The organism is Halomicrococcus pelagicus (genome assembly GCF_050954125.1).
Window position 1 is genome coordinate 513,411 of the sequence record NZ_JBPBWC010000001.1, and the last position, 20,397, is coordinate 533,807.

The following is a 20,397-nucleotide window of genomic DNA, read 5'->3' on the forward strand; positions in this document are numbered from 1 at the left end:
GAACCGTCAGACGATGTCTCGTTCTCGATCGGGCGACCGCGACAGTCCGACGCTAGTGGCGGCCGAGTGCGAGGGGTCAATCGGGCTGCAGATCGACGTGGGGGTGCTGGTCGCGCACGCGCCGGGAACCGACCCGGGGCGGCTCCAGTCGTTTGCGACGCAAGCTGCCGAAGATACGGTCGACGAACTCGCGTCGGTTACGGACGTCGCCTGGCGGTTCTACCTCGAGGACGCGGTACCGCTCGCAGACCACGACAAGCGACGGCCCTCGGAGTTCCTCGACCGCGCCACGCATCAGATGGTCGAGGGGCCGTACGACTTGATCCTCGTCGTGACGGACGTTCCGCTCGTCTCGAGCAAAGAGCGGTTCGTCCCCGGACTGGCGTCGCCGCTCGCTCGCGTCGCGATCGTCTCGACGAACAACCTCCGCAGTGCGCCCCGCAACGAACCTCGACGCTCGCTCGAGGACGACGCCGTCCGCTGGAATACGGCGACGCTCGTGGTCCACCTCGTCGGACATATGCTGGGCGCCCGTCATCGCGACGCCGACGGGGGCGTCATGGAGCCGTTCCAGTTCGATCCGGATCGACGGGCCGTTCCGCCGATCGACGCGGACGTCGAGCGGTATCTCCATCGGATCGCCGCGGAGCTCTCCGCGGCCGAGGCCCGCCCACGCGGTCCGGTAGAGCGGCTGGCCTTCCACGCGGCCAGTGCCGTCCGAAACCCCGGACGGATCCTGCAGGCGCTCGGTAACAGCCGGGCACCGTTGTTGCCGCTCTCGTTACCGAAGCTGTCGACGGCCGCGCTGGCACCGACGCTCGTCATCGTCTTTAGCGCCGAATCCTGGGACGTCGGCTTCCACATGACTAACGTGACGGCAGCGCTGTTCGCGGCCGTCAGTATCTTCACTGCAACGCTCTACCTCCTGTTCGTCCAGAACCTCTCCTTCCCGCGGAAGCGACATCGGATCGTCACCGAACACACGGCCCTGGTCAACGTCACGGTCTTTTTCGTCCTCCTTCTGGCGATGGTCGGCTTATTCGGGCTCGTGTGGGCGATCATCCTCGTCATCGAACTGGTCGTCTTCCCGCCGAACCTGATGTCCAACTGGCCGAGCCTGGAGGAGCCGACCGTGGGCTTCATCGATCTCGTCCGGACCGGTGCGTTCATCAGCACCATCGGGGTGCTCTCGGGCGCGTTGGCGGGCGGGCTCGAGAGTCGGATCATCGTCAGCCACCTCGCACTGTTCCACGACCGACCGTAACCTTCCCACCCGAATTCAAATGTTCCGGTTTTCCTGAGAGAAGTGGTACTAGTAATTCGATGGCCTCGGCACTCCCACGGCACGAAACTGTTATCAGTTGACACGTTTGTGGCAGATCGCTACATCTGTGGCGGATCGACAGTACGATAGAGGGTCCCACGGCTGATACAAGAGTTGGCCACTCTATCTAATGTATGATGACCGATCGACCCCAATGGGAAGAATCGATGGGATTGGCCGAGAACTCAACGCAGGTCGCGCTCACATGCAGCAAGAACGAACGCGATATGTGGAGTGAAGAGGCCGCCAATGAAGGGTTCAGCAGCCGTTCCAAGTATCTCTACATCTTAATTCAGGAGGCGCGGGCGTACCGCCAACACGGTGTGCTTACGGATCGGAGGAGTGAAGAACGCATCGAGGAATTGGAGGCGCAGGTTGAGGCGATGAAACGGCGGCTTGAGAACGAGCAGGGGACGCCGCGTTTCCGACGGGAATTGAGTGATCCGGAGTATCTCGAGTTGTTTTTGGAGGAGACGTATAAGACGCTGTCTGAGATCATGCAGGAGGTCGTAGAGTGTGGTGTGTTGGATAATCGGGTTCGGAAAGAGGTTGAAAGCGGTTTGTACGTGATGGCCGGGAAGAACAAGGTTAAGTACGAACCCGGCTGGGGCTGGAAGTTAGTGGATAGCAACGACGAATAGTGACGCCTCACTTTCTGCGGGTGGTCGGCTGGATCAATTATTTAATTGTTCTTACATAGTATGTACTCATGGCGACGGAGCAGTGGGTGGAAACCCGGAACGCAAAACCATGCGCGAACAGTCCCATTTCCTGCTGCGAAAAACGATTCCGCGGTAAGACGTTCCGCGCAGAACTTCTTCAATATTAAATATAGAATAATTTATTTAAAGTATTACTCACACCTTTTACTTATGGTTGATTTTGACGCTATACCAGAGAGTGCAGTATTTCTCTTGGTGGCAGGTGGTGGAACAGTTCTCGGCCACCTTGCAGCTAATTGGATTCGTGTGTCAATAGGATTAACTGAAGTAATTCCATGGGAGGCTGGTCTTGCCGTCGGTATTGTAACCGGAGTGCTGACAGCCAGTTTACTGGTACATCGCCAGCTACCCTCTCTCAGTGCAGTAATTGTGGCCTCTCTTCTCGGAGTGGCGATGATCCAACAGTTCAGTGGGCCGATTGAAGCAGCGACAGGACTAGATCCATTCGCCGGTGTTTTCGCTACATTCCTGTTTAGTGGGTTAGCTGCAGTGATCGCAGAACCAGGAGTAGAAGCACTCAAAGGACTTGAATAGAAGAACAATGCGCGTTGCCGCACCAGTGATGCAAGATAGTAGAACTCGTCCAGGAACAGAAAAACTAGGGTGATAGTGATAATGCTAATTGACGGGATCAAATCCTGCTAATTGGGCGGAATTGAAAGACCACGATGCCTTGGTCTAATCAGCGGACGACGAAACCGAGGTAACGGTGTCTCCGACCCAGAGTTTGGGGGGAAGTGCAGAGGACTAGCAGAGAGTACTAAACGCAGGAGATGTGGAAACGGATTGACCTGGAGCTGTACCGGAAGGTGACAGAATACGGTGACCACAGCTAAGAGCCACCGAAATTTTTCGGTTGAAGAGTTCTCCGCCGATATACGGTATCAAAAACTCCTTGCTCCATCTCCAAGTAATCTCAGTCCTCAATTTCGGATTGGAACTCAGCGATAGAAATCGCAGTTCCCGGCGTATCATTGTTTACACGATATCGCAACTCACCATCGTGAGTCACTAACTTGTACTCGTTTTCGATCGCCGTCTCAGCGATGAGCGTGTCTTTGATCTCACTTCGAGGGGCGGGCCGGCACAAGTAATCCGGGTCCGTGAGGACGACTTAAATGAGCTCGCTAATATTAATGCAGCGATCGAAAAGTAGGTGTTTAACCACGGAGAGCAGCCAGACATCTCTACTTCAGTCCAGATGACCTAGACAAAGTATAGCGATTCTATGACCAACTATGGGTCTTCTAGTCATTCTCATTAAGATAGAATCTTATGATATAAATTGATAGATCGTAATATGTCGTTGGTCGAATGTGGCGATATCGTTCTTGTCACTATTAACCGTCTTAACGACTCTGGCAAGGGGGAAGCAGAGTTGGACGGCGAGAAGAAGATTATTCTCGGTCCGATGGTTAAAGATTTGATCGGAGAAACAGTTACAGCGGAAATTCAACAAATAACGGATCAGGATAACGCTATTGCTGTTTGTCTCAACCAATCATTATTCACAGGCAATTATATCCATTGGATATGCAACAATTTTATTCCTGAAAGTTATTCCGGTGAGATAATAGGAAATGTTGACCGAATCAGTGGAAGTGGAAATGTAATTGTATCCGATTCAAGATTCCCAGAGGAAATACTTGTCTATGGATCAACCAACGACATCGAACCCGGTCAAAATATCAGAATAAAACTCCGTGGTTCAAGTTTTGAGCATAAAGGTCGATACCGCTCAGAGCTGATTGGAGCTGCCCCGTACTCAACTCCCGCTAACTTTGAAGAATGGAAGAAACAGGTTTTGGAGGAAGTTGGTGTTGGCCAATATGACAAGACATCTGTTGATAAAGATTTGACTGCGGGAAACCTCGATGAGGAAACTCGAGATCTAGAGAAACTTCGTCAGAAAGCAGAAGATGACGCATCGGAGAGTCCTATGAAAGAAGTAGAAGCTTCGCGCTCGCGGTATTCACGTTCAAAAGCTGTCAAGGAATACGCTAAGGAACGTGCGGCAGGAGAATGGAGTGGTGCGGTGATGCAGCTCCGTTTAAAAATAAAGATGGAGATCCATATCTTGAGGTGCATCACGTCCACGAGCTTGGAAAAGGCGGAGAAGATAGTCCTGAGACGGTGATTGCTCTTTGCCCAACGTGCCACCGGAGAGTTCATTACGGGGAAAATGGAACTCAACTAAACCAGAAACTCAAAGAACAGCTAGGACAAGACCCCGACACAAGCTACTGCTGAGTAGATGAGACTGCCAGCTAGATTTCATCGATACTCTGCAATGGAATTCCCTGTGAATCCTTAAACTGCCTAATATTATCAGTAGTGGCGACTGGAATCGAAATAGGTAGCAGAATCTATCGCCTCAATCCCGCAGTTAGACCCCTATATTTGGGGCTCACCACCGCGTAGATGAGAGTACTCGACGCGGTCAAGCCGGACTGAAGGATGCGCATCATACGGAATACTGTCTTCATCTAGGTGGGAGATTGAGACGTTCGGATACTGCGATAGAGATAATTACTAATAGTAATTCATTTAAAGTTTATAATACTGTAAATAGGTGGAGGTTTGATGATTATGGGTGCAACCAAAGTACGTGTTTTTGACGAAGCAGACGACGAAACTGGCCGCGTGAAATGCGGTCAGTGCGGATTCAACGTCGAGAAAACATACGTAATCGCTGCCAGCGAAAAAGAGGTCAAGTCCCGAGAACGCGGATCGTGCAACGGATGCATTGTCGATACGCTTGTCGATGACTACGCCGTGAAATGCCTCAGAGGTGCTGCGTAATGGTGAATCTCAACGCTGTCACCGCCTCAAACGGTGCCGCACTCTCCGATGAAGAAGGAGCACAATTCCTGCTTGACGAGTATGATGTGCGGCCACAGGCCGATATCACAGAGGACGGCGAACTCGTCATTTGGGGGCGCTCACCGTTCCAGGTATTTACCGACGACATGAGCATGGACGAGTGCACCAGCGAATTCCTGAAGGAACTGACCGGCGTGCTTGACGAGGAACTGGTGATCCAGTCCATCGGTGCTGAAAAGTGCCGGTACCCGGTGATGGCAGCCCAGTACCGCGTCAATCCCGAGAACGGCAGTGTCAACGTACGGAATCTGGATCGAGACGAACGTAATCTCGACAGTAGTGAATGCAGTGATGATACACACCGTGTAGCCAGCATCGTTCTAACCGGTGCCGAACCTGCTGAGGCCGATCTTATTCTCGAAACACTGGACACCAGTGAGTTTCTGGAAGTGGATCGAACCGGAAGCCACTACATGGACGTGAGGGTGATCGAATGAGCGTGAACTCGATGAGCGACGACGATGCCGCGTTGGATCAGATGGAACGGTGGACTATCGTCGAACATCTCCTGGGCGGCTACTATGATTTCAAGGATAGCGATCTGCCTGAGGAGCAGCGACAGGAGGGCTTGGAGAATCTCGCACAGTTACTGGACAAACTGTCTCCGAACTGGCGGGACGCCGATTCCTGCAGGGAGATCGAAACATACGAAGTAATCATCTCGAACCGCGGTGAGCACGGTGGATGAGACCGGGTTCGTGTTTTACTCGTGGATCGGCGCAATGCTGCTCGTAGTGGCGGCAGTGTCATCCGAGTACGGTACTACTCCGGCCGGTACGGTCGCCGCTATCAGCATTGCAAGCCTGTATATTGGGAAGATCATCACCTATCTTGAGGTCAACCAGCGAATTGAGGGTGGTAGCGCTGATTAACGGCTACAGGTTCGTGGCTGACGTGTGGATAGACGGCATAGAGGGACTGATGCAGGACATAGACCCACCGAACACAGTAGCGTTCCCCTTGGTGATCTTCGTTGTACTGGTGTCGGTTGCCCTCCTGCCGATGATCTTTGCGATGTACTACATGCAACTGGTGATCCCTCCTCGTTGGCGGATACCGTCGTATCACGAGTGGATCGAGGCAAACGACACCGAAATGCTCTACCAGCAAGCAGGTGATCCGGTGTGACCGCCGAGACTGCTGCCGTCCTCGGGTTCGCTGTGGGAACAGTGTTCGGTATCTGGCTGGCCGAGTACAGCCCATTCGAACCATTCAGACTCGACGAGGTGGAACACCAGTGACCCGGATTTGTCCCGAGTGTGAGGACCAGCCGCTCGACATTCAAGAGCCGAACACGGGCGAACCGGCGACCTACTACTGCACAAACTGCGGTGCGGAATACTATGGGCCACCGCGTTCCTCAGACTCCTCCGTGGTTGCACCCGCGTTGGAGGAGGAACAACGAACACGAGGTGAATAAGATGGCAACAACGAGCTATGAGGACGCACTCCGCGAACGGTTCGAACGGTTTTGTGACGAACACGGGTTCAGCCGCAAGTACGTAGCAACCTGTGGAATCGAGCTGTTCATCGAGCAGTACGAATCCGATTCGGGTGACGAATAGGTACTGCCACTCGATCAAGGTGATCGAGTTTTACGTTATCTCGCCTGGAGTTGAACCCTAGATTTTATGTTGTCCTGGTAAGAATATTCGATGACATCACTAGTCATGCGGATCGCAACGAAAATCTGGGATAGCGGATGGGGTGCCATCTTCCTCACAATATACACGCTCATCGGAATTCACCTGGTGTTTCCCAAGAACCATGTCTACAAATCGTTCGTGGTCCTACCGACCATCCTCGTAATGTTCCTTGCGGAACAATACAGTACTATTCTTGTCGATTTTTGGGCAGGAGGCGAGCTCAAACGTGCTACCGAGTATATTCATGCGTTCACAGGAGAGGATCACTTCTATCACGCCGCGAACGAAGACATCCAAACAAGTGTTGATGACTTCGATCGCCGTGCATACCAGAACAATATCTCTATCCTCACTGGTTTTATCATCGCCGTAACGGCTCCAATCTTGGGATTCTACATCCGCAACCTCATCGGTGCCGTAATTGGCTGTGTTGTTGCGATCCTTGCACTGCAGTGGCTGTGCCGTCGATCAATCGACCAGATGAACACCCTGGCACGGGACATCGTTGAACCATACAAAGCAAAATATGAAAATCAGTAGACTCCACATCGATCAGTTCGCGATCGACGACTATCCAGAAATCGCCAAAGACGACATCGTGGGTGAAACACTTCTGCTCAAAGGCGGGAACCGCTCGGGAAAAACACTAACAGTGAATGCACTCCTGTACGGCCTCTACGGCCCAAAAGGCACTTTTAGTGTTTCACCTGGACGACAAAGCTCCGTTCAAATACACTTTGACAACGGGCATCACCTTGATCGAGGAAGCGGAGGACGCGAATACGCAGATACTGAGGAAACCTATGAGAAGGATACCGTCGAAACACGGATTCAAGAAATAGTCGGAGCAGAAAATCTCGTCAAACTCCAGTTTGTCCATTCAGAGACCGACAAACTTCCGCTCGCCAGACTCACTACCGAAGAGCTTCTCACACGGATTCGGAGACTCAAAAGCAGTACTCTCCAGAACGAGATTGAAGAGCTTACAAAAGAACGAGAAGAGCTAGAACTTGAAATTGAGCAAGTTACACGAACCGAACTTAATCCGAGACAACGCGAACTAGAAGAGATTGATGTTGGGCGATACGAACGACGATTAGAGAAAATCGAGCATCTTCAAGATCTAATCGAAACAGGACGGATTCAGACGATAAAGCAACGTCTGCTGGACAATGAAGAGCTTAATGACCAGTTGGAGGATCTCTATAAGCGAAAGCGAACTATTGAGCAGGATCTACGTAAGAAAAAACGGCAACTACGAGAGGAACAACGCTATACGAATCAAGTGAACGATATCATCCTTGAGGCGATCGATGAACTTGTCTGTCCTGTCTGCGACCATGTGGTCGAAGAAGATCTTGCACAGCGGCGTCTGAGAAATGGACAGTGTCCTCACTGTGCTCGAGAACGCTCTCTTGACGACCTAAAATCAGATCTCCGCGAAAAAGTAGAAACTGCTGACGATACGATTGAGTCCTTGGAAAGAGAAATCGAGGCACTTCAAGATGAGAAATCAGAAATCGAAGCTGAAATTGAATCAATACAGTCGTCAGTACCGGATCTGTCTGACCTGAACGATCTTACGAGGTATACACTCGAAGAGAATGACTACGACCTTGAGGCGGTCGCAGTAGAGACGGAAAAGCAATTAGCGCAACACCGAGACGAGGTTGATCATCTAACGGAAAAGAAGGACCAGTTAGAGAACGAGATTGAATCCAGCGAAGCAACACTAACAGAGTTAGAAGATTCTCACGAAGCTATTACTCAAGAAATCTCTGAGTTGCAGGAGGAAAGTTTCGAAGAGGTTATCACTGATTTCCAAGAGGATTGGTCTACCAACTATCAGGGACTTGCTGGAGACCTTGGACAAGAGATTCGTATCGAATCAGACGGCTCAGTTCAACTACCTGGAAACGAGGGACCACGAAGTTATACTCAATTGAGTACAGGAGAAAGGCGACTCCTGAACATCGCGTTCGCTTACACGATCGCACAGACGTCGACAGACACAGAGGACAATTTCGATGTAGTGGTTCTAGATGAACCCTTTGCGAATTTGGAACCTGATAACCGGGAGAGCGCTATTGAGTTCATTCACAACTCCGATCTACAGTTCCTTATCACGACATCAAATGAGGAGATCCAGTCATATTTCGATGCATCGCAAATTGAGCCGTTACAGACTATGCCCATCCAGCTCACGTGGGAGGATTACGAATGACTGACGACGAGACCCACCACCCTCGATTGCTGATGCTCCATGAGTCAGACGGACGAATTGAAGGCCGAGCAAAATACCATAAATTACTGTTCAACTATGTTGACGAAGAAACCGAAGAATCGTCTCTTGATTTCGTCGTAGAGGAGCGAGGTCCATATGACCCAGGTCTTTCGCAGACAATGCAGCAATACGAAGATCTTGGGCTAATAGAGGTTGACGACGATGAAGAACCACATGAGATAGAGGAGACGGAGAAGGGGCAGCGGTATATGAGCGGTTATGAACGAGCAAAAGAACGGCTCGATACAGCTTTTCAGCAGACAAAGGAACGGATCTCCAGCACCGTCAAACGACATGGTGACAAGAGCGCGAACGAGATGGTGGAGCGCGAGAATGTACAAAAGGCGAAAGATAATCCGATGCGGAAAGAATTGGAATAGCTGGTTTTAGCAGTAGAGGATGGCCGATCTCTACATCCGGTAGTATTTTTGTGCTGGGCATGGGAATTGGTGGCATACGGCGTTGCAACCTGCAGCCAGTAAGCAAGTAATGACGCACCGTCAATCCGCCATAACCAACGTTAGATTCGTGGTCTCTGGTGACATAGACCACGAAATCGGCCACAATCCCAAGCCATCCTACAATGACAACCGATCACAACCATTGGAGTAACACAAACGTACACGAAACCGGCAATTTTCGCCGTATTTTGTCCGAATCAGCATTTCTTCCGAAATATCTAAGGTTAATTACGCGGCCTCGGCACTCATAGGGTTCGTCACCGCCGGCCGCCACGCCGACTCGGAACGCTCTCTATCGTCATCGGCCACGCGAGGCTACGGCCCGGCACACAAAAGACCCTTTTCCACGACGGTTCGCGTCGCGGTCGGCTACCGTATCTTGCGGACGTTGCTGATGTCGAAGCCGGCGTCGTGTATCTCGGTCTCGAACCGGAGGATGTCCTCGGCCTCGATGCGCGAGAGGACGCCCCGGAACTCCCGGACGAACATGGTGCGGTCGCGCTCGTTGCCGCCGCTCTCCCACTCGAAGTTCAGGGTGCCGTCGGCCGCTCCAGTCAGCGTCCCCATCTGGGTCTCCGTGAGGCTCTCCTGGTTGACGAGCACGAGCACGAGGCCGCCCTACGACCGGGACGCCTTCTTCAGCCCGTGCAACAGCATGGTCACCTCGCTCCAGTCGACCTGCTCGTCGGGGAGCGCCGTGAGGTCGGTCAGCGCGTCGACGAGCACGAGGCCGCCCGGGGCGTGCTCGGTCAGGTAGTCGCCGAACGCTTCGAGGACGTCCCGGCGGTCGTGCGCCTTCCCGAGGTCGGCGAGCGTACGTCGTTCGCCGACGTACCAGTCGCGCGGGATGGGACTCAACTGGAAGTACTCGCCGGAGAGGTCCTCGAACTCGATCTCGGTCATCGCGGCGTCGACGAGTTCGTCGTCGATGGTATGGAGTATCTCCTCGCGGATCTCCCGCGGGCTTGCGGTGAAGGAGACGTAGTGAATCTCGTCGGGGGGAGCGGCCGCGTCGGCCACCGACCCGTAGTGGAGGTCGAAGAGTTCGGGGTCCGCGTGCGCGAGAGCGTTGATGGTCGCACTCGTGTAGCAGAACTCGCGCGCGCCCGCTCCGGGGTCGCCCGCCAGCAGGACGACGCTACCGGGCGGCGACCCGCCGCCGATCAGCGAGTCGAGTTGCGAGACGCCAAACTGAATGCGGTCCATGCGCTCGCTTCTCGAGGGGGGTCCTTACCGTTTACGCTCGCCGACAGGTCCGCCGTCGGCGCTCCCCGGGTCGGAACTCCCCGCTTCGGTTTCGCACACGTTCGCACCGCGGTTGCGCGGCCGGGCGACCAGCACCTCGCCCCCGCAGCCGACCGCGCCGAGCGCGGTCCGGGCCGCCTCTCGCGCCGCGTCTGCCCGGTCGCGGTCGGTGACGCCGTACACCGCCGGTCCCCACGACGACTGGCCGGCCCCGGTGACGGCGCTCGACTCCCGCAACCGGGCCACCACGTCGCCGACCGGCGGCCGGTAGACGCCGCCCTGTTCGTCGGCGTACCACGCGCCGTTGAGACGACCGATCTCCGCGACGGCGTCGCCGAACGTCTCGCAGTCGCGCTCGGTGATCGCCGGGAGCGCCCGGCGCAACAGCACCGCTCCGATGTCGTCGGCGACGGCGGGGTCCGCGCGCTCGACCACCGAGCGCATGCTGTCGTCCTCGTCGTCGCCGTTGCGGCCCGGTTCGGCGTCGGGGAGCGCGACGACGAACCGCCAGTCGTCGGGCACCGGATGGCGGGCCGCGACCGCCGGCACCGACCACTCCCCGGGCGCGGGCCTGTCAGCCGTGAAGCGCTCGACCGGGTGGCCGGCGTCGACGACGAACCCGCCGCGCTCGAACGTGGCGACGCCGACCCCGCTGCGCCCCCCGCGGTCCAGGTCAGGCGCGCGCTCGCGGACGGCGGGCTCGCGGTCGTGCGCTCGCGCGACGGCGGCGAACACCGAGAGCGCGAGCTGCGTCCCGCTGCCGAGACCGACGTGCCGGGGCAGCACCTCGTGGACCGTCACGGCCGTCCCCGGCACGTCGAGCAGGTCGACCGCCCGCCGGGCGTACTCGCGGGCGGCCGGGTGGTCGCAGCCGACGCTCCTCGCAGGGGTCGCTTCGACCCGGACCCGCGGTTCGTCGAGCGCGACGCCGACGCCGCCGTACAGTCGCTCGTGGGCCAGCGAGAGATTCTGGAAGCCGAAGTGGAGTCGCGCGCCGGCCGTCACCTGCACCATGGCGGTAGTCGGGGGAGAAGCGGAAAGGGGGTTTCGGCAGTGGCAATTCGCTCGGGAGCGTCGAACGCGTCCGCCGCCGACCGCTTCGCACCGTGCTCGCGACTCGGCAGACTCGGCGAGCGGTGCACTGCCGGTGGGACGCGTACATCGAGCCTTCGACCCGAAAATCGATGCGTCCTCGTCGTTCGACGGTCGTCACTCGGCCATCCGGTCGAGGACGTACTCGGCCGCCGGCTCTGCGCCGTTTTCGTACTCCGGCGACACCGGCGGGTGCCGGACCGCGCGGGCGACGTGGGGGATGGAGTGTTCGACCTGGAATCCGGTGAGGCCGTTGCGCTCGATGACCCGCGAGACGCCGTGTTGCTCGTCGGTGAACGGGTAGATGATGCAGGGCGTACCGGCGACGCCGGCCTCCATCACCGTCGAGTAGCCCGAGCAGACGACAACGTCGGCGGCGCGTATCCACGGGACCATCGAGGGAACGCAGGTCCAGTCGGAGTCCCCGACGAGCGTGACGCGGTTGCCCTCGGCCCGGAGCGTCTCGGCGAGCGTGTCGAAGTTCGTGGAGTAGGTGCTCGGGACGACGAGCACGTCGAGGTCGTCCGGCGGGGTCGAGGCGTCGGGGGGGTCGAGCGCGACGGGCGGGAGGTAGACGACTCCGGGCGGGTCGCCCACGTCCGGCTCCCAGACGGTCGGATAGAGGAACCCTTCCGCCACGGACAGCTGGTAGCGGTTGAGCAGCCACGTGAACACCTGCTCGACGGCGGCGTCGTAGTAGGACGCGGCGTTGTGCGTGAGCACGTACAGCGGCGTACCGGTGGTCTGGGCGGCCATCGCGGCGAACATGTCGTCGGTGACGAGCGCGTCGGGGTCCACGCGGCGGAGCCACCGCGCGAGGTCGTACACCCGCTTGCCGCTGCACGGGACGCTCTTGAAGACCACGTCCAGCAGCGACCCGCCCTGGTAGTCGCCGATGAAGTCGACCGTCGCCGGGCGGTACACGTCGTAGCCGTTGTACTCGATGAAGCGAGAGCCGGGGCCACCGCCGGCGAGGACGACGTCCGTTGCTGGCCCCTCGAGCGCCTGAGCCACCGCGAGCATCCGGGTAGCGTGGCCCGCACCCTCCGGATAGTGTGCGACGGCGACGGTCCGGCTCATGAACCCATGTCTACGGTCCCGGGGGAAGTATATTTGGATTCAGTCGTTCCGTCGCTACATCGCTTCTCTCCCCGGATAAGTTCGACTGTGCCGCCGGATGCAAGTTCGACGCAGTCCGGCCGTCGCCCGGGTCACGCGAGGTCGTTGTCCCGCAACAGGTCCGCGAGCACGTGGACGTACAGGAGCACGGCGGTGAAGACGGCGACGGGCACCGAGACGACCAGGAGCGCCGCGACCAGCGCGCCGCCGACGACGGCGTGCGAGAGGATGCGCTCGTGTTCCATGTCGTCGACGTCCTCGAACACCCAGTCCTGGTCGCCGAACGCGGCTGTCGGTTCGGCGAGGCAGGCCCGGAGGTGTCGCCAGTCGCCCGTCCGGAAGCGCGTGAGCACGAAGTGGTCGAGGTCCACGAAGACGCTCAGCAGGACGCCGTAGCCGAACAGCGCCGCCAGGACCAGTGGGCCGAACGTCCGCGAGAGTGGGACGAGCATGAGACCGGCGGCGACCGCGCCGAGGAGGAAGTGCTCCCGCGAGTACATCGTTCGACTCGACGGTGGCACCGCGAGGCCTTAACTGCAATCGGTTCGGAAGAGATACGTTCAACTGTCCCGGGGCCGCCTTTTCCGCTATGGCAGACCACGCCGCCGAGCGCGTGACGCTCGCACGGATGCCCTCCGGAGTGGCGGTGACGACCACCGTCCACACGTACGAGGGGCGCACGGACGGCCCCACGGTGTACGTCCAGGCCGCCCAGCACGGTCGCGAGGTCAACGGCACGGAGGTGTGCCGGCGGCTCCACGACGACCTCCGCGAGACCGACCTCGCCGGCCGGGTCGTCGTCGTACCGGTAGCCGACCCGCTCACCTTCGACCGCGTGTCCTACACGACGCCCGAGGGGCTGGACGCCGTCAACCCGAACATGAACCGCGTCTGGCCCGGCGACGAGGCGGGGACGCTCCACGAGCGGATGGCCGCCCGGCTCTGGCCGTACGTCGAACGCGCGGACGCGGTCGTCGACCTCCACACCGGGAGCCCCGACATGCTCACGCACGTCGTCTTCATGGAGGGCGACGAGGCGTCCCGGGGGCTCGCGGAGGCGTTCGGCACCGACCTCCTGCTGTCCGAGGAGGCGGACGAGGACGCCGACGCCGAGTGGCAGCGACGCGACTTCTGCGGGAAGCTCAGGGTCGCCGCCACCCGGGAGGACATCCCCTCGATAACGCCGGAACTGGCCCACAACAAGCAGGTCGTCGAGGACGCCGTCGAGACGGGCGTCGTCGGTACGCTGAACGTCCTCCGGCATCTCGACGTGCTCGACGGGTCCCCGGTCGACGACGGCGACCCGACGCTGGCCCGAAACCACCTCGGCCGGGTCGAGGCGCGCGACTCCGGTCTCTTCGTCCCCGACCCCGACCGGGAAATCGGCGAGCGGGTCGACGCCGGCGAGCGCGTCGGCACGCTGTACGACCCGACGACCTACGAGACGCTCCAGGAGGTCGAGACCGACCGCGCGGGCGTCCTCTACTCGCTGACCCAGGAGGCGACCGTGACCGGCGGGGAGTCGTTGGTGAACGTAGCGCTCGTCCGGGAGTAGCGACGATACCAGACGACGGGGCGTCCGGCCTCGGGGACGCGGGCGACCACGACGCCGCGAACCCAGCGCGGACGGACCGGTTCCGAGAGGCCCGTGGCCTGGTCGTAGTGGCCGTTCGCGTCCCCCTTCGTGACGAATCCGGCGTGGGGTGCCGGGCAGTTCCGTAGCTCCCGGCAGTCGTCCGCCGCGACGAACGCCGGGCGCGCCTCGTCGTACCAGTTCTCGCCCGCTTCGACCCAGAACCGCGCCCGGTGGACGACGGGCAGTCCGTTCGCGCGGCCGTCCGGAGCGAAGAGTATCACGTCACCGTACCCGCCGAGCGACCGGTAGCCCGTCCCGCGTCCGGCGCGGACGGTCACGATGCCGTCCCGACTTCCCCGGGGATGGGTGTACTCCTCGTCCAGCACGACCACCGCGTCCCCCACCTCGACGTTCGGGGCCATGCTGCCGCTGACGACTGCGTACGTCGGCGGCCGGACGCCGGCGGTCGCGAGGACGACGAGGACGACGGCGACGGGCGCGACGCGACGGAGTCGGGGCACGACGGCGACAGTCGACCGGCCCGCGCTTTGTTATCTGGCGCTTGCCGGGCGCCAGGCTCGGATTTACGCTCGATAGGGGCCGTCAGTCGACCCGGTCGACGTACTCCGGCGGGACGCGTTCCGTCGCGTAGACCCCCTCTCCGCGCCGGGTGACGCGCCGACCGTCCGCGACGAGACCCTTCGCGTCCACCGCCAGCACCGCGGGGTCGTCGGCGTGGCGGCGGCCGACCGCCCGTGCCCCTTCGCGCGTCTCCGAGAGGTGGACCTCCTGGCGGCCCATGGGCCGCAGTCCCTCGTCGCGAATCGCGTCGAGGTTCCGTGGCGCGGTGCCGTGGTAGAGTTCGTCCGGGACGGCGGACTCGTCGGTTTCGGACGTCCCGCTCAACCCGGCGTCCGCGTCGAGAGTCACGTCGACCGAGTGGCCGTAGGCGGCCCGGATTCGCCCGCCGCTGCGCTCGAACCGCCCCTTCGGGTCGGTGGCGACGACGGCGTCGACGTGTTCGGCGGTGGCCCAGTCGTAGCGCTCCGTCACGGCGGCGACGAGGGCGTCGTCGTCGGTCCATCCGCGGTCGTCCAGTTCGACGCCCGCGTCGTCGGGGAAGTGGCGAAGCGCACCGCTGCAGAACTTCGAGAGGCGCTTCCGCCGGTCCGCCGAGAGGACTCGGCGGCACCGTTCGTCGCAGGCCGGGCAGGCGTCGCCGGCGACGTAGCCGTGCTCCGGACAGCGAACGACCGTTTCGGTCACGTTCGTCTCTCGTGGCCGGCGACGGATAGCTCTCCCGGCGCTCCGCACCGTCGGTTCGTGTAACAATCCGGAACATTCTTGCCGGAGATTTGGGAACTGAGACTATGAACCGGAAGTCCGCCTATCGGGCCGCGTTCGCGACGCTCTCCATCGCCATCGCGCTCGCGCTCGTGACCCAGATGGTGCTGGCGGGAGCCGCACCGAACGCCGTCTACGAACGCCGGGCGGACGCGCAGCCCGGTTCGCAGGACGCCGTCGTCGGCGAGCGCGGCGGAATCACCGTCGTCACCACCCAGAACGGGGACATGCGCTCGGTGTCGGGCGAGCTCATCGCGTTCAATCCCAACGGGACAGTCCGCTACCACACCGACGCCCACAGCACGTACTGGGACGTCGACCCGGCTCTCACGGGGTCGGCGTCGGTGACCTACGTCGCCACCGAGCGACTCAACGCGTCGGTCTGTGCGTCCGGACCGCTGTCGGACCCGGGCATCAACTGCCGGCGCAACGTCGTCGAGCGCCTCAACCTCTCGACCGGGGAGGTGACGCGGCTGTACAGCCACCGCGCGGAGAACGGTCGCTGGCACGACGTCGACGTCATCGACGACTCGCACGTTCTGGTCGCCGACATCGGCGCGGACGCGGTCTTCGTCGTCAACACCACGTCGGGCGTCCGGGAGTGGACCTGGACCGTCGAGAGCGACCTGCCCGTCGAGAGCGGCGGCGCGTACGACGCTGACTGGTCGCACATCAACGACGTGGAGTACCTCGAAGACGGCCGCGTCATGGTCGACCTTCGCAACCAGGACCGGGTCGCGTTCCTCGACCGCAACGGCCTGGTGGAGAACTGGACGCTCGGCAGCGAGGACAAGTACGACGTCCTCCGCGAACAGCACAACCCCGACTACATCCCGGCGTCGGAGGGCGGTCCCGCCGTCGTCGTCGCCGACTCCGAGAACGACCGTCTCGTCGAGTACCAGCGCGAGAACGGTTCGTGGCACCGGTCGTGGACGTGGCGGGACGACCGGATGCAGTGGCCGCGGGACGCCGACCGCCTGCCGAACGGCAACACGCTCGTCACCGACACCGTCGGCGACCGCGTGTTCGAACTGGACGAGTCGGGCGACGTCGTCTGGTCGGTGCCGGTCGACCGCGCCTACGAGGCCGAACGCCTCGGCACGGGCGACGAGAGCGCGGGCGGTCCGAGCGCGGAGCGCGCCGGCATCGCCTCGCACGCCGTCGAGACGGACGAGCGCGGCGTGGTCGGCAACGTCGAAGCCGGCATCCGCAACCTGGTCCCGCCGGTCGTCGAGAACGGCCTGCTCGGCTACTTCTTCCCGTGGTGGATGGGCTTCTGGGACGTGCTCGCCGTCTTCGCGCTGGCCGGCGTCCTCCTCGCCTGGGCCGCGGTCGAACTCCGGTGGGTCGGTCCGTCGGTGACCGTGCAGTTCCCGGTCGAGGTCGAGAACGCGGGCGTCGTCTGGTCTTTGCTCCTGTTGCTCGCGCTCGCCGGCGTGGCGTACGTCCTCGACACCGTCTCCGCACTGCTCTGAGTCGCCGGCCCGGGCTACATCCCCATGTCGCTCGCCGCCTCGGGCACCGGAACCGCGTCCGGACGCACGCCGAGCAGTTCCGCGGCGTGGTCTATCGCCATGTCGAAGCCGTAGTACCGCTCCAGTTCCTCGCCGTCCGCCGTCTCCCGCACCTTCAACATCCCGTACCCCTCGCGGTTCTGCGCGACCGCCGCCGTCCGCCCGTCGGTTTCGAGTTCGAGGACGCGCTCGCGGTCGGTCTCGCTGTAGCGCGCCGTGACGCCGTTCTCCGCTCGCGTGTCGGTCATGCTCGCCGGTTCGAGCGCCCCCCAGTCGAACGTGTCGGTTCCGGTCCGCGATCGCTTCGAGGCCGTACCGAGCGATTTAATCCGGGGCGCTGGCAACGTCCGACGATGGAGTTCGCGGAGTTCGCCGAGTGCGCGTCGGAAATCGAGGAGATGAGCGCCGACACCGAGATCGTCGAGGCGGTCACCGACCTGCTGGTGGCGGCCGACGACGACCTGGAGGCCCTGGCGCGGTTCGTCCAGGGCCGGGTGTTCCCGGCGTGGGACTCGACGACGCTCGACATCGGACCGAACTACTGCTACGAAGCCATCGCGCGGGCGGCCGGCCGGAACGTCGCCGCCGACGACGTGGAAGCGAAACTCGCCGAACTGGGCGACGTCGGCGAGGTAGCGGCGAGCTACGACTTCGGCGGTCAGCAGGGTCTCGGCGCGTTCGGTGAGGGTAGCGAAGACGGCCTCACCGTCGCCGAGGTGTACGACGAACTCGCCGCGCTGGCCGCCGTCGAGGGGTCCGGCAGTCAGGACACGAAGATAGACATCCTGTTCGGCCTGTTCAACCGCACCGGGTCGGCGGAGGCGCGCTACCTCGCTCGTCTCGTCCTCTCGGAGATGCGCATCGGCGTCGGCGAGGGGACCGTGCGCGACGCCGTCGCCGCGGGCTTCGACGTGCCCGTCGAAGAGGTCGAACGCGCGCTGCAGGTGTCGAACGACTACGGTCGGGTCGCTTGCGTCGCCCGCGAGGACGGCACCGAGGGGCTCGCGGCGCTCGATCTGAGCGTCGGCCGGCCCGTGCAGGCGATGCTCGCGCAGGCCGGGACCGTGAGCGACGCGCTCAACGACTGGGAGGAGGTGGCCGTCGACTGGAAGTACGACGGCGCGCGCGTCCAGTTGCACTACGACCCCGACGGACTGGACCTGCCGGGGGACCGCGACGCGCTCGCAGGGTCCCCGAACGTCCGCGTCTTCTCGCGGAACATGGAGGACGTGACCGACCCGCTCCCCGAAATCGTCGAGTACGCGGAGGCGACGCTCGACGAACCGGCGATACTGGACGGCGAGGTGGTGGCGATAGACGGCGGTGAACCGCTGCCGTTCCAGGAGGTGCTGCGGCGCTTCCGGCGCAAGCACGACGTGGCCCGGGCGCGAGAGGAGGTCGTGGTCGAACTCCGGGCGTTCGACTGCCTCCACGCCGGCGGCGAGGACCTGCTGGAAGTCCCCCTGACCGAGCGCCACGACTGCCTCCGGGACCTGCTGGGCGACGACGTCTCCGAACTGGTCGTCAGCGACGACCCGGACGACATCGCCGACGTGGAGGCCGACGCGCTCGACGCCGGCCACGAGGGCATCATGCTGAAGAACCCCGAGTCGACGTACTCGCCGGGTCGCCGCGGGAAGAACTGGCTCAAGCGCAAGCCGGACGTGGAGACGCTCGACCTCGTCGTCACCGGCGCGGAGTGGGGCGAGGGCCGCCGCGCGAGCTTCCTCGGTACCTTCCTGCTGTCCGCGTGGACCGACTCCGGCTTCGAGACCATCGGCAAGGTGGCCACGGGGATCACCGACGAGGAACTGGCCGAACTGACGGAGCTGCTCGAACCCCACATCGCCGCCCAGGACGGCCAGGAGGTCGACCTCTCGCCCGAAGTCGTCTTCGAGGTGGGCTACGAGGAGATTCAGGAGTCCCCCACCTACTCGTCGGGGTACGCCCTGCGGTTCCCCCGATTCCTCGGCGTCCGAGAGGACAAGGACCCCGAGGACGCGGATTCGCTGGAGCGCGTGGAACGGCTGGCCGACCAGCAGTGAGCGCGCGGCTCGCTTCGTGGACCGTCCGCGTCCGCCGCGTTCCACGCGCCGCCGACGTCGTTGCGGAGAGTCCGGCCGGATTCTAGAGAGAGTTTCCAGAGACCCCGGAGAGAGCTTGAAAAAAGCACTTTCGTGCGTCCGCTGTCCCTCCGTCCGTGCGCCGACGCGCACGATAGACCATGCCACCGAAAACACCGAACGAACCGGGGGAGAGCGAGCGAACGAACGACGTGCGGACGTCTCGGCGGACCGTTCTGACGTGGTCGGCGGGGGTTCTCTCCGCCGTCGGCCTGTCGCGGCTCGATGTAGGCGGCCACGCGTCCGTCGCCGCACGCTCGGACGACGGCACGAACGCTGCGACGACGTTCACCGTGCGAATCGAGAACGTCTCGAAGCCGACCACGCTCGAGACGTCGGCGAACGGCGACGCCGGGGAGCAACCGATTCCGCTGTCACCGGGCGCGTACGCCGTCCACGACGAACCGGCACCGATGTTCACCGCGGGGGAACCCGCCCGCGACAACGGACTCGAAGCGCTCGCGGAGGACGGGGTACCGATGGAACTGGCGTCGTCGCTGTCCGAACGAATGGGGGTGTCGGACAGCGGAGCGTTCGACACGCCGGTCGGCGCGGACGAACCGGGACCGCTCGGGCCGGGGGACGCCTACGAGTTCTCCGTCGACGCCTCGCCGGGCGAGCGACTGTCGTTCGCGACGATGTTCGTCCAGTCGAACGACCTGTTCTACGCGCCGGACGACAGGGGCGTCGCGCTGTTCGACGAGGAAGAACCGCTCGACGGCGACGTGACCATCGCGGTCGACCTCTGGGACGCCGGGACCGAGCGCAACGAGGAACCCGGACTGGGGGAGAACCAGGCTCCCCGCCAGTCCGGGCCAGACACCGGCCCGTCGGAGGACGAACCGGTTCGGCTCGTCACCGACGTCGGCGACGGTTACGCATACCCGCACACGTCCGAAGTGATTCGCGTCACGCGCACGCCGGAGATGAGCTGAGCGGATGGACGAGCACCGGGGACGGCGGCGACACCCCCGTCTCCCCGGAGCGCTACTCACTCGCTTTTCCACGGGTCGCGACTGCCGTCCGGGGGCAGCATTAACTGGACCGAAGGCGAACATGTCCCG

The 20,397-nt window shown here is 61.4% G+C and carries 24 protein-coding genes and 1 pseudogene; 18 read left to right on the plus strand and 7 right to left on the minus strand.

Annotation, left to right across the window (positions count from 1 at the left end; translation table 11 throughout):
* Positions 1-13 precede the first annotated feature (13 nt).
* From ACRYA2_RS02865 to ACRYA2_RS02930, 14 genes are all read left to right on the plus strand, one after another.
* Positions 14-1,264, plus strand: a complete 1,251-nt coding sequence (locus tag ACRYA2_RS02865; RefSeq protein WP_433624027.1) for a hypothetical protein — start codon at positions 14-16, stop codon at positions 1,262-1,264.
* A 227-nt stretch (positions 1,265-1,491) separates the two neighbouring features.
* On the plus strand, positions 1,492-1,965 hold the full coding sequence (locus tag ACRYA2_RS02870; RefSeq protein ID WP_433624029.1) for a hypothetical protein: 474 nt from the start codon (positions 1,492-1,494) through the stop codon (positions 1,963-1,965).
* Positions 1,966-2,196: 231 nt separating this feature from the next.
* Positions 2,197-2,580 carry a hypothetical protein gene (locus tag ACRYA2_RS02875; RefSeq protein WP_433624031.1) on the plus strand — a complete coding sequence of 128 codons (384 nt, stop codon included), beginning with the start codon at positions 2,197-2,199 and terminating at the stop codon, positions 2,578-2,580.
* Between the two features lie 766 nt (positions 2,581-3,346).
* Entirely contained in the window at positions 3,347-4,183 is an 837-nt protein-coding gene (locus tag ACRYA2_RS02880) for a hypothetical protein (protein ID WP_433624033.1), read from the plus strand.
* Complete coding sequence (locus ACRYA2_RS02885; protein ID WP_433624035.1) at positions 4,129-4,296, plus strand: HNH endonuclease; 168 nt, start codon at positions 4,129-4,131, stop codon at positions 4,294-4,296. Before ACRYA2_RS02880 ends, ACRYA2_RS02885 begins: the two co-directional genes overlap by 55 nt.
* A 339-nt stretch (positions 4,297-4,635) precedes the next feature.
* On the plus strand, positions 4,636-4,848 hold the full coding sequence (locus ACRYA2_RS02890) for a hypothetical protein (protein WP_433624037.1): 213 nt from the start codon (positions 4,636-4,638) through the stop codon (positions 4,846-4,848).
* Positions 4,848-5,366: a hypothetical protein gene (locus ACRYA2_RS02895; RefSeq protein WP_433624039.1), complete on the plus strand. Its 519-nt coding sequence runs from the start codon at positions 4,848-4,850 to the stop codon at positions 5,364-5,366. Before ACRYA2_RS02890 ends, ACRYA2_RS02895 begins: the two co-directional genes overlap by 1 nt.
* Positions 5,367-5,377: 11 nt before the next feature.
* Positions 5,378-5,617, plus strand: coding sequence for a hypothetical protein (locus ACRYA2_RS02900; RefSeq protein WP_433624041.1), 240 nt, complete (start codon positions 5,378-5,380; stop codon positions 5,615-5,617).
* Entirely contained in the window at positions 5,610-5,801 is a 192-nt protein-coding gene (locus ACRYA2_RS02905) for a hypothetical protein (RefSeq protein ID WP_433624043.1), read from the plus strand. The genes ACRYA2_RS02900 and ACRYA2_RS02905 overlap by 8 nt, the downstream gene beginning before the upstream one ends.
* Positions 5,785-6,057 (plus strand): hypothetical protein, encoded by a 273-nt coding sequence (locus tag ACRYA2_RS02910; RefSeq protein WP_433624045.1) that lies wholly within the window; start codon positions 5,785-5,787, stop codon positions 6,055-6,057. Before ACRYA2_RS02905 ends, ACRYA2_RS02910 begins: the two co-directional genes overlap by 17 nt.
* A 293-nt stretch (positions 6,058-6,350) precedes the next feature.
* Complete coding sequence (locus ACRYA2_RS02915; RefSeq protein WP_433624047.1) at positions 6,351-6,494, plus strand: hypothetical protein; 144 nt, start codon at positions 6,351-6,353, stop codon at positions 6,492-6,494.
* Positions 6,495-6,584: 90 nt separating this feature from the next.
* Positions 6,585-7,115, plus strand: a complete 531-nt coding sequence (locus tag ACRYA2_RS02920; protein WP_433624049.1) for a hypothetical protein — start codon at positions 6,585-6,587, stop codon at positions 7,113-7,115.
* On the plus strand, positions 7,102-8,799 hold the full coding sequence (locus ACRYA2_RS02925) for an ATP-binding cassette domain-containing protein (protein WP_433624051.1): 1,698 nt from the start codon (positions 7,102-7,104) through the stop codon (positions 8,797-8,799). Before ACRYA2_RS02920 ends, ACRYA2_RS02925 begins: the two co-directional genes overlap by 14 nt.
* Entirely contained in the window at positions 8,796-9,239 is a 444-nt protein-coding gene (locus ACRYA2_RS02930; RefSeq protein WP_433624053.1) for a hypothetical protein, read from the plus strand. The genes ACRYA2_RS02925 and ACRYA2_RS02930 overlap by 4 nt, the downstream gene beginning before the upstream one ends.
* Before the next feature lie 450 nt (positions 9,240-9,689).
* Here the strand turns inward: ACRYA2_RS02930 and ACRYA2_RS02935 are convergent.
* From ACRYA2_RS02935 to ACRYA2_RS02950, 4 genes and pseudogenes are all read right to left on the minus strand, one after another.
* A pseudogene (locus tag ACRYA2_RS02935) lies at positions 9,690-10,526 on the minus strand (RAD55 family ATPase).
* Between the two features lie 24 nt (positions 10,527-10,550).
* Positions 10,551-11,579 carry a beta-ribofuranosylaminobenzene 5'-phosphate synthase family protein gene (locus ACRYA2_RS02940; protein ID WP_433624055.1) on the minus strand — a complete coding sequence of 343 codons (1,029 nt, stop codon included), beginning with the start codon at positions 11,577-11,579 and terminating at the stop codon, positions 10,551-10,553.
* Positions 11,580-11,774: 195 nt separating this feature from the next.
* Complete coding sequence (locus ACRYA2_RS02945) at positions 11,775-12,737, minus strand: glycosyltransferase (RefSeq protein WP_433624057.1); 963 nt, start codon at positions 12,735-12,737, stop codon at positions 11,775-11,777.
* A 131-nt stretch (positions 12,738-12,868) separates the two neighbouring features.
* Positions 12,869-13,276, minus strand: a complete 408-nt coding sequence (locus ACRYA2_RS02950; protein WP_433624059.1) for a hypothetical protein — start codon at positions 13,274-13,276, stop codon at positions 12,869-12,871.
* Between the two features lie 89 nt (positions 13,277-13,365).
* Here ACRYA2_RS02950 and ACRYA2_RS02955 point away from each other — a divergent pair, with 89 nt between their 5' ends.
* Positions 13,366-14,331 carry a succinylglutamate desuccinylase/aspartoacylase family protein gene (locus ACRYA2_RS02955; RefSeq protein ID WP_433624061.1) on the plus strand — a complete coding sequence of 322 codons (966 nt, stop codon included), beginning with the start codon at positions 13,366-13,368 and terminating at the stop codon, positions 14,329-14,331.
* On the opposite strand, the gene ACRYA2_RS02960 is transcribed toward ACRYA2_RS02955, so the two are convergent.
* Together ACRYA2_RS02960 and ACRYA2_RS02965 are read right to left on the minus strand one after the other, a co-directional pair.
* Complete coding sequence (locus ACRYA2_RS02960; RefSeq protein ID WP_433624063.1) at positions 14,259-14,873, minus strand: S24/S26 family peptidase; 615 nt, start codon at positions 14,871-14,873, stop codon at positions 14,259-14,261. The genes ACRYA2_RS02955 and ACRYA2_RS02960 overlap by 73 nt on opposite strands.
* An 82-nt stretch (positions 14,874-14,955) precedes the next feature.
* Positions 14,956-15,618: an RNA 2'-phosphotransferase gene (locus tag ACRYA2_RS02965; protein WP_433624065.1), complete on the minus strand. Its 663-nt coding sequence runs from the start codon at positions 15,616-15,618 to the stop codon at positions 14,956-14,958.
* A 104-nt stretch (positions 15,619-15,722) separates the two neighbouring features.
* Between ACRYA2_RS02965 and ACRYA2_RS02970 the strand changes: the two genes are divergently transcribed.
* Positions 15,723-17,171: an aryl-sulfate sulfotransferase gene (locus tag ACRYA2_RS02970; RefSeq protein ID WP_433624067.1), complete on the plus strand. Its 1,449-nt coding sequence runs from the start codon at positions 15,723-15,725 to the stop codon at positions 17,169-17,171.
* 14 nt (positions 17,172-17,185) lie between these two features.
* Here ACRYA2_RS02970 and ACRYA2_RS02975 read toward each other — a convergent pair whose 3' ends face one another.
* Positions 17,186-17,458 (minus strand): DUF7111 family protein, encoded by a 273-nt coding sequence (locus ACRYA2_RS02975; RefSeq protein WP_433624069.1) that lies wholly within the window; start codon positions 17,456-17,458, stop codon positions 17,186-17,188.
* Positions 17,459-17,563: 105 nt separating this feature from the next.
* Here ACRYA2_RS02975 and ligA point away from each other — a divergent pair, with 105 nt between their 5' ends.
* Positions 17,564-19,255, plus strand: a complete 1,692-nt coding sequence (ligA, locus tag ACRYA2_RS02980; protein ID WP_433624071.1) for an ATP-dependent DNA ligase LigA — start codon at positions 17,564-17,566, stop codon at positions 19,253-19,255.
* A gap of 179 nt (positions 19,256-19,434) precedes the next feature.
* Positions 19,435-20,268 carry a spondin domain-containing protein gene (locus ACRYA2_RS02985; protein ID WP_433624073.1) on the plus strand — a complete coding sequence of 278 codons (834 nt, stop codon included), beginning with the start codon at positions 19,435-19,437 and terminating at the stop codon, positions 20,266-20,268.
* The last annotated feature ends 129 nt before the right edge of the window (positions 20,269-20,397 follow it).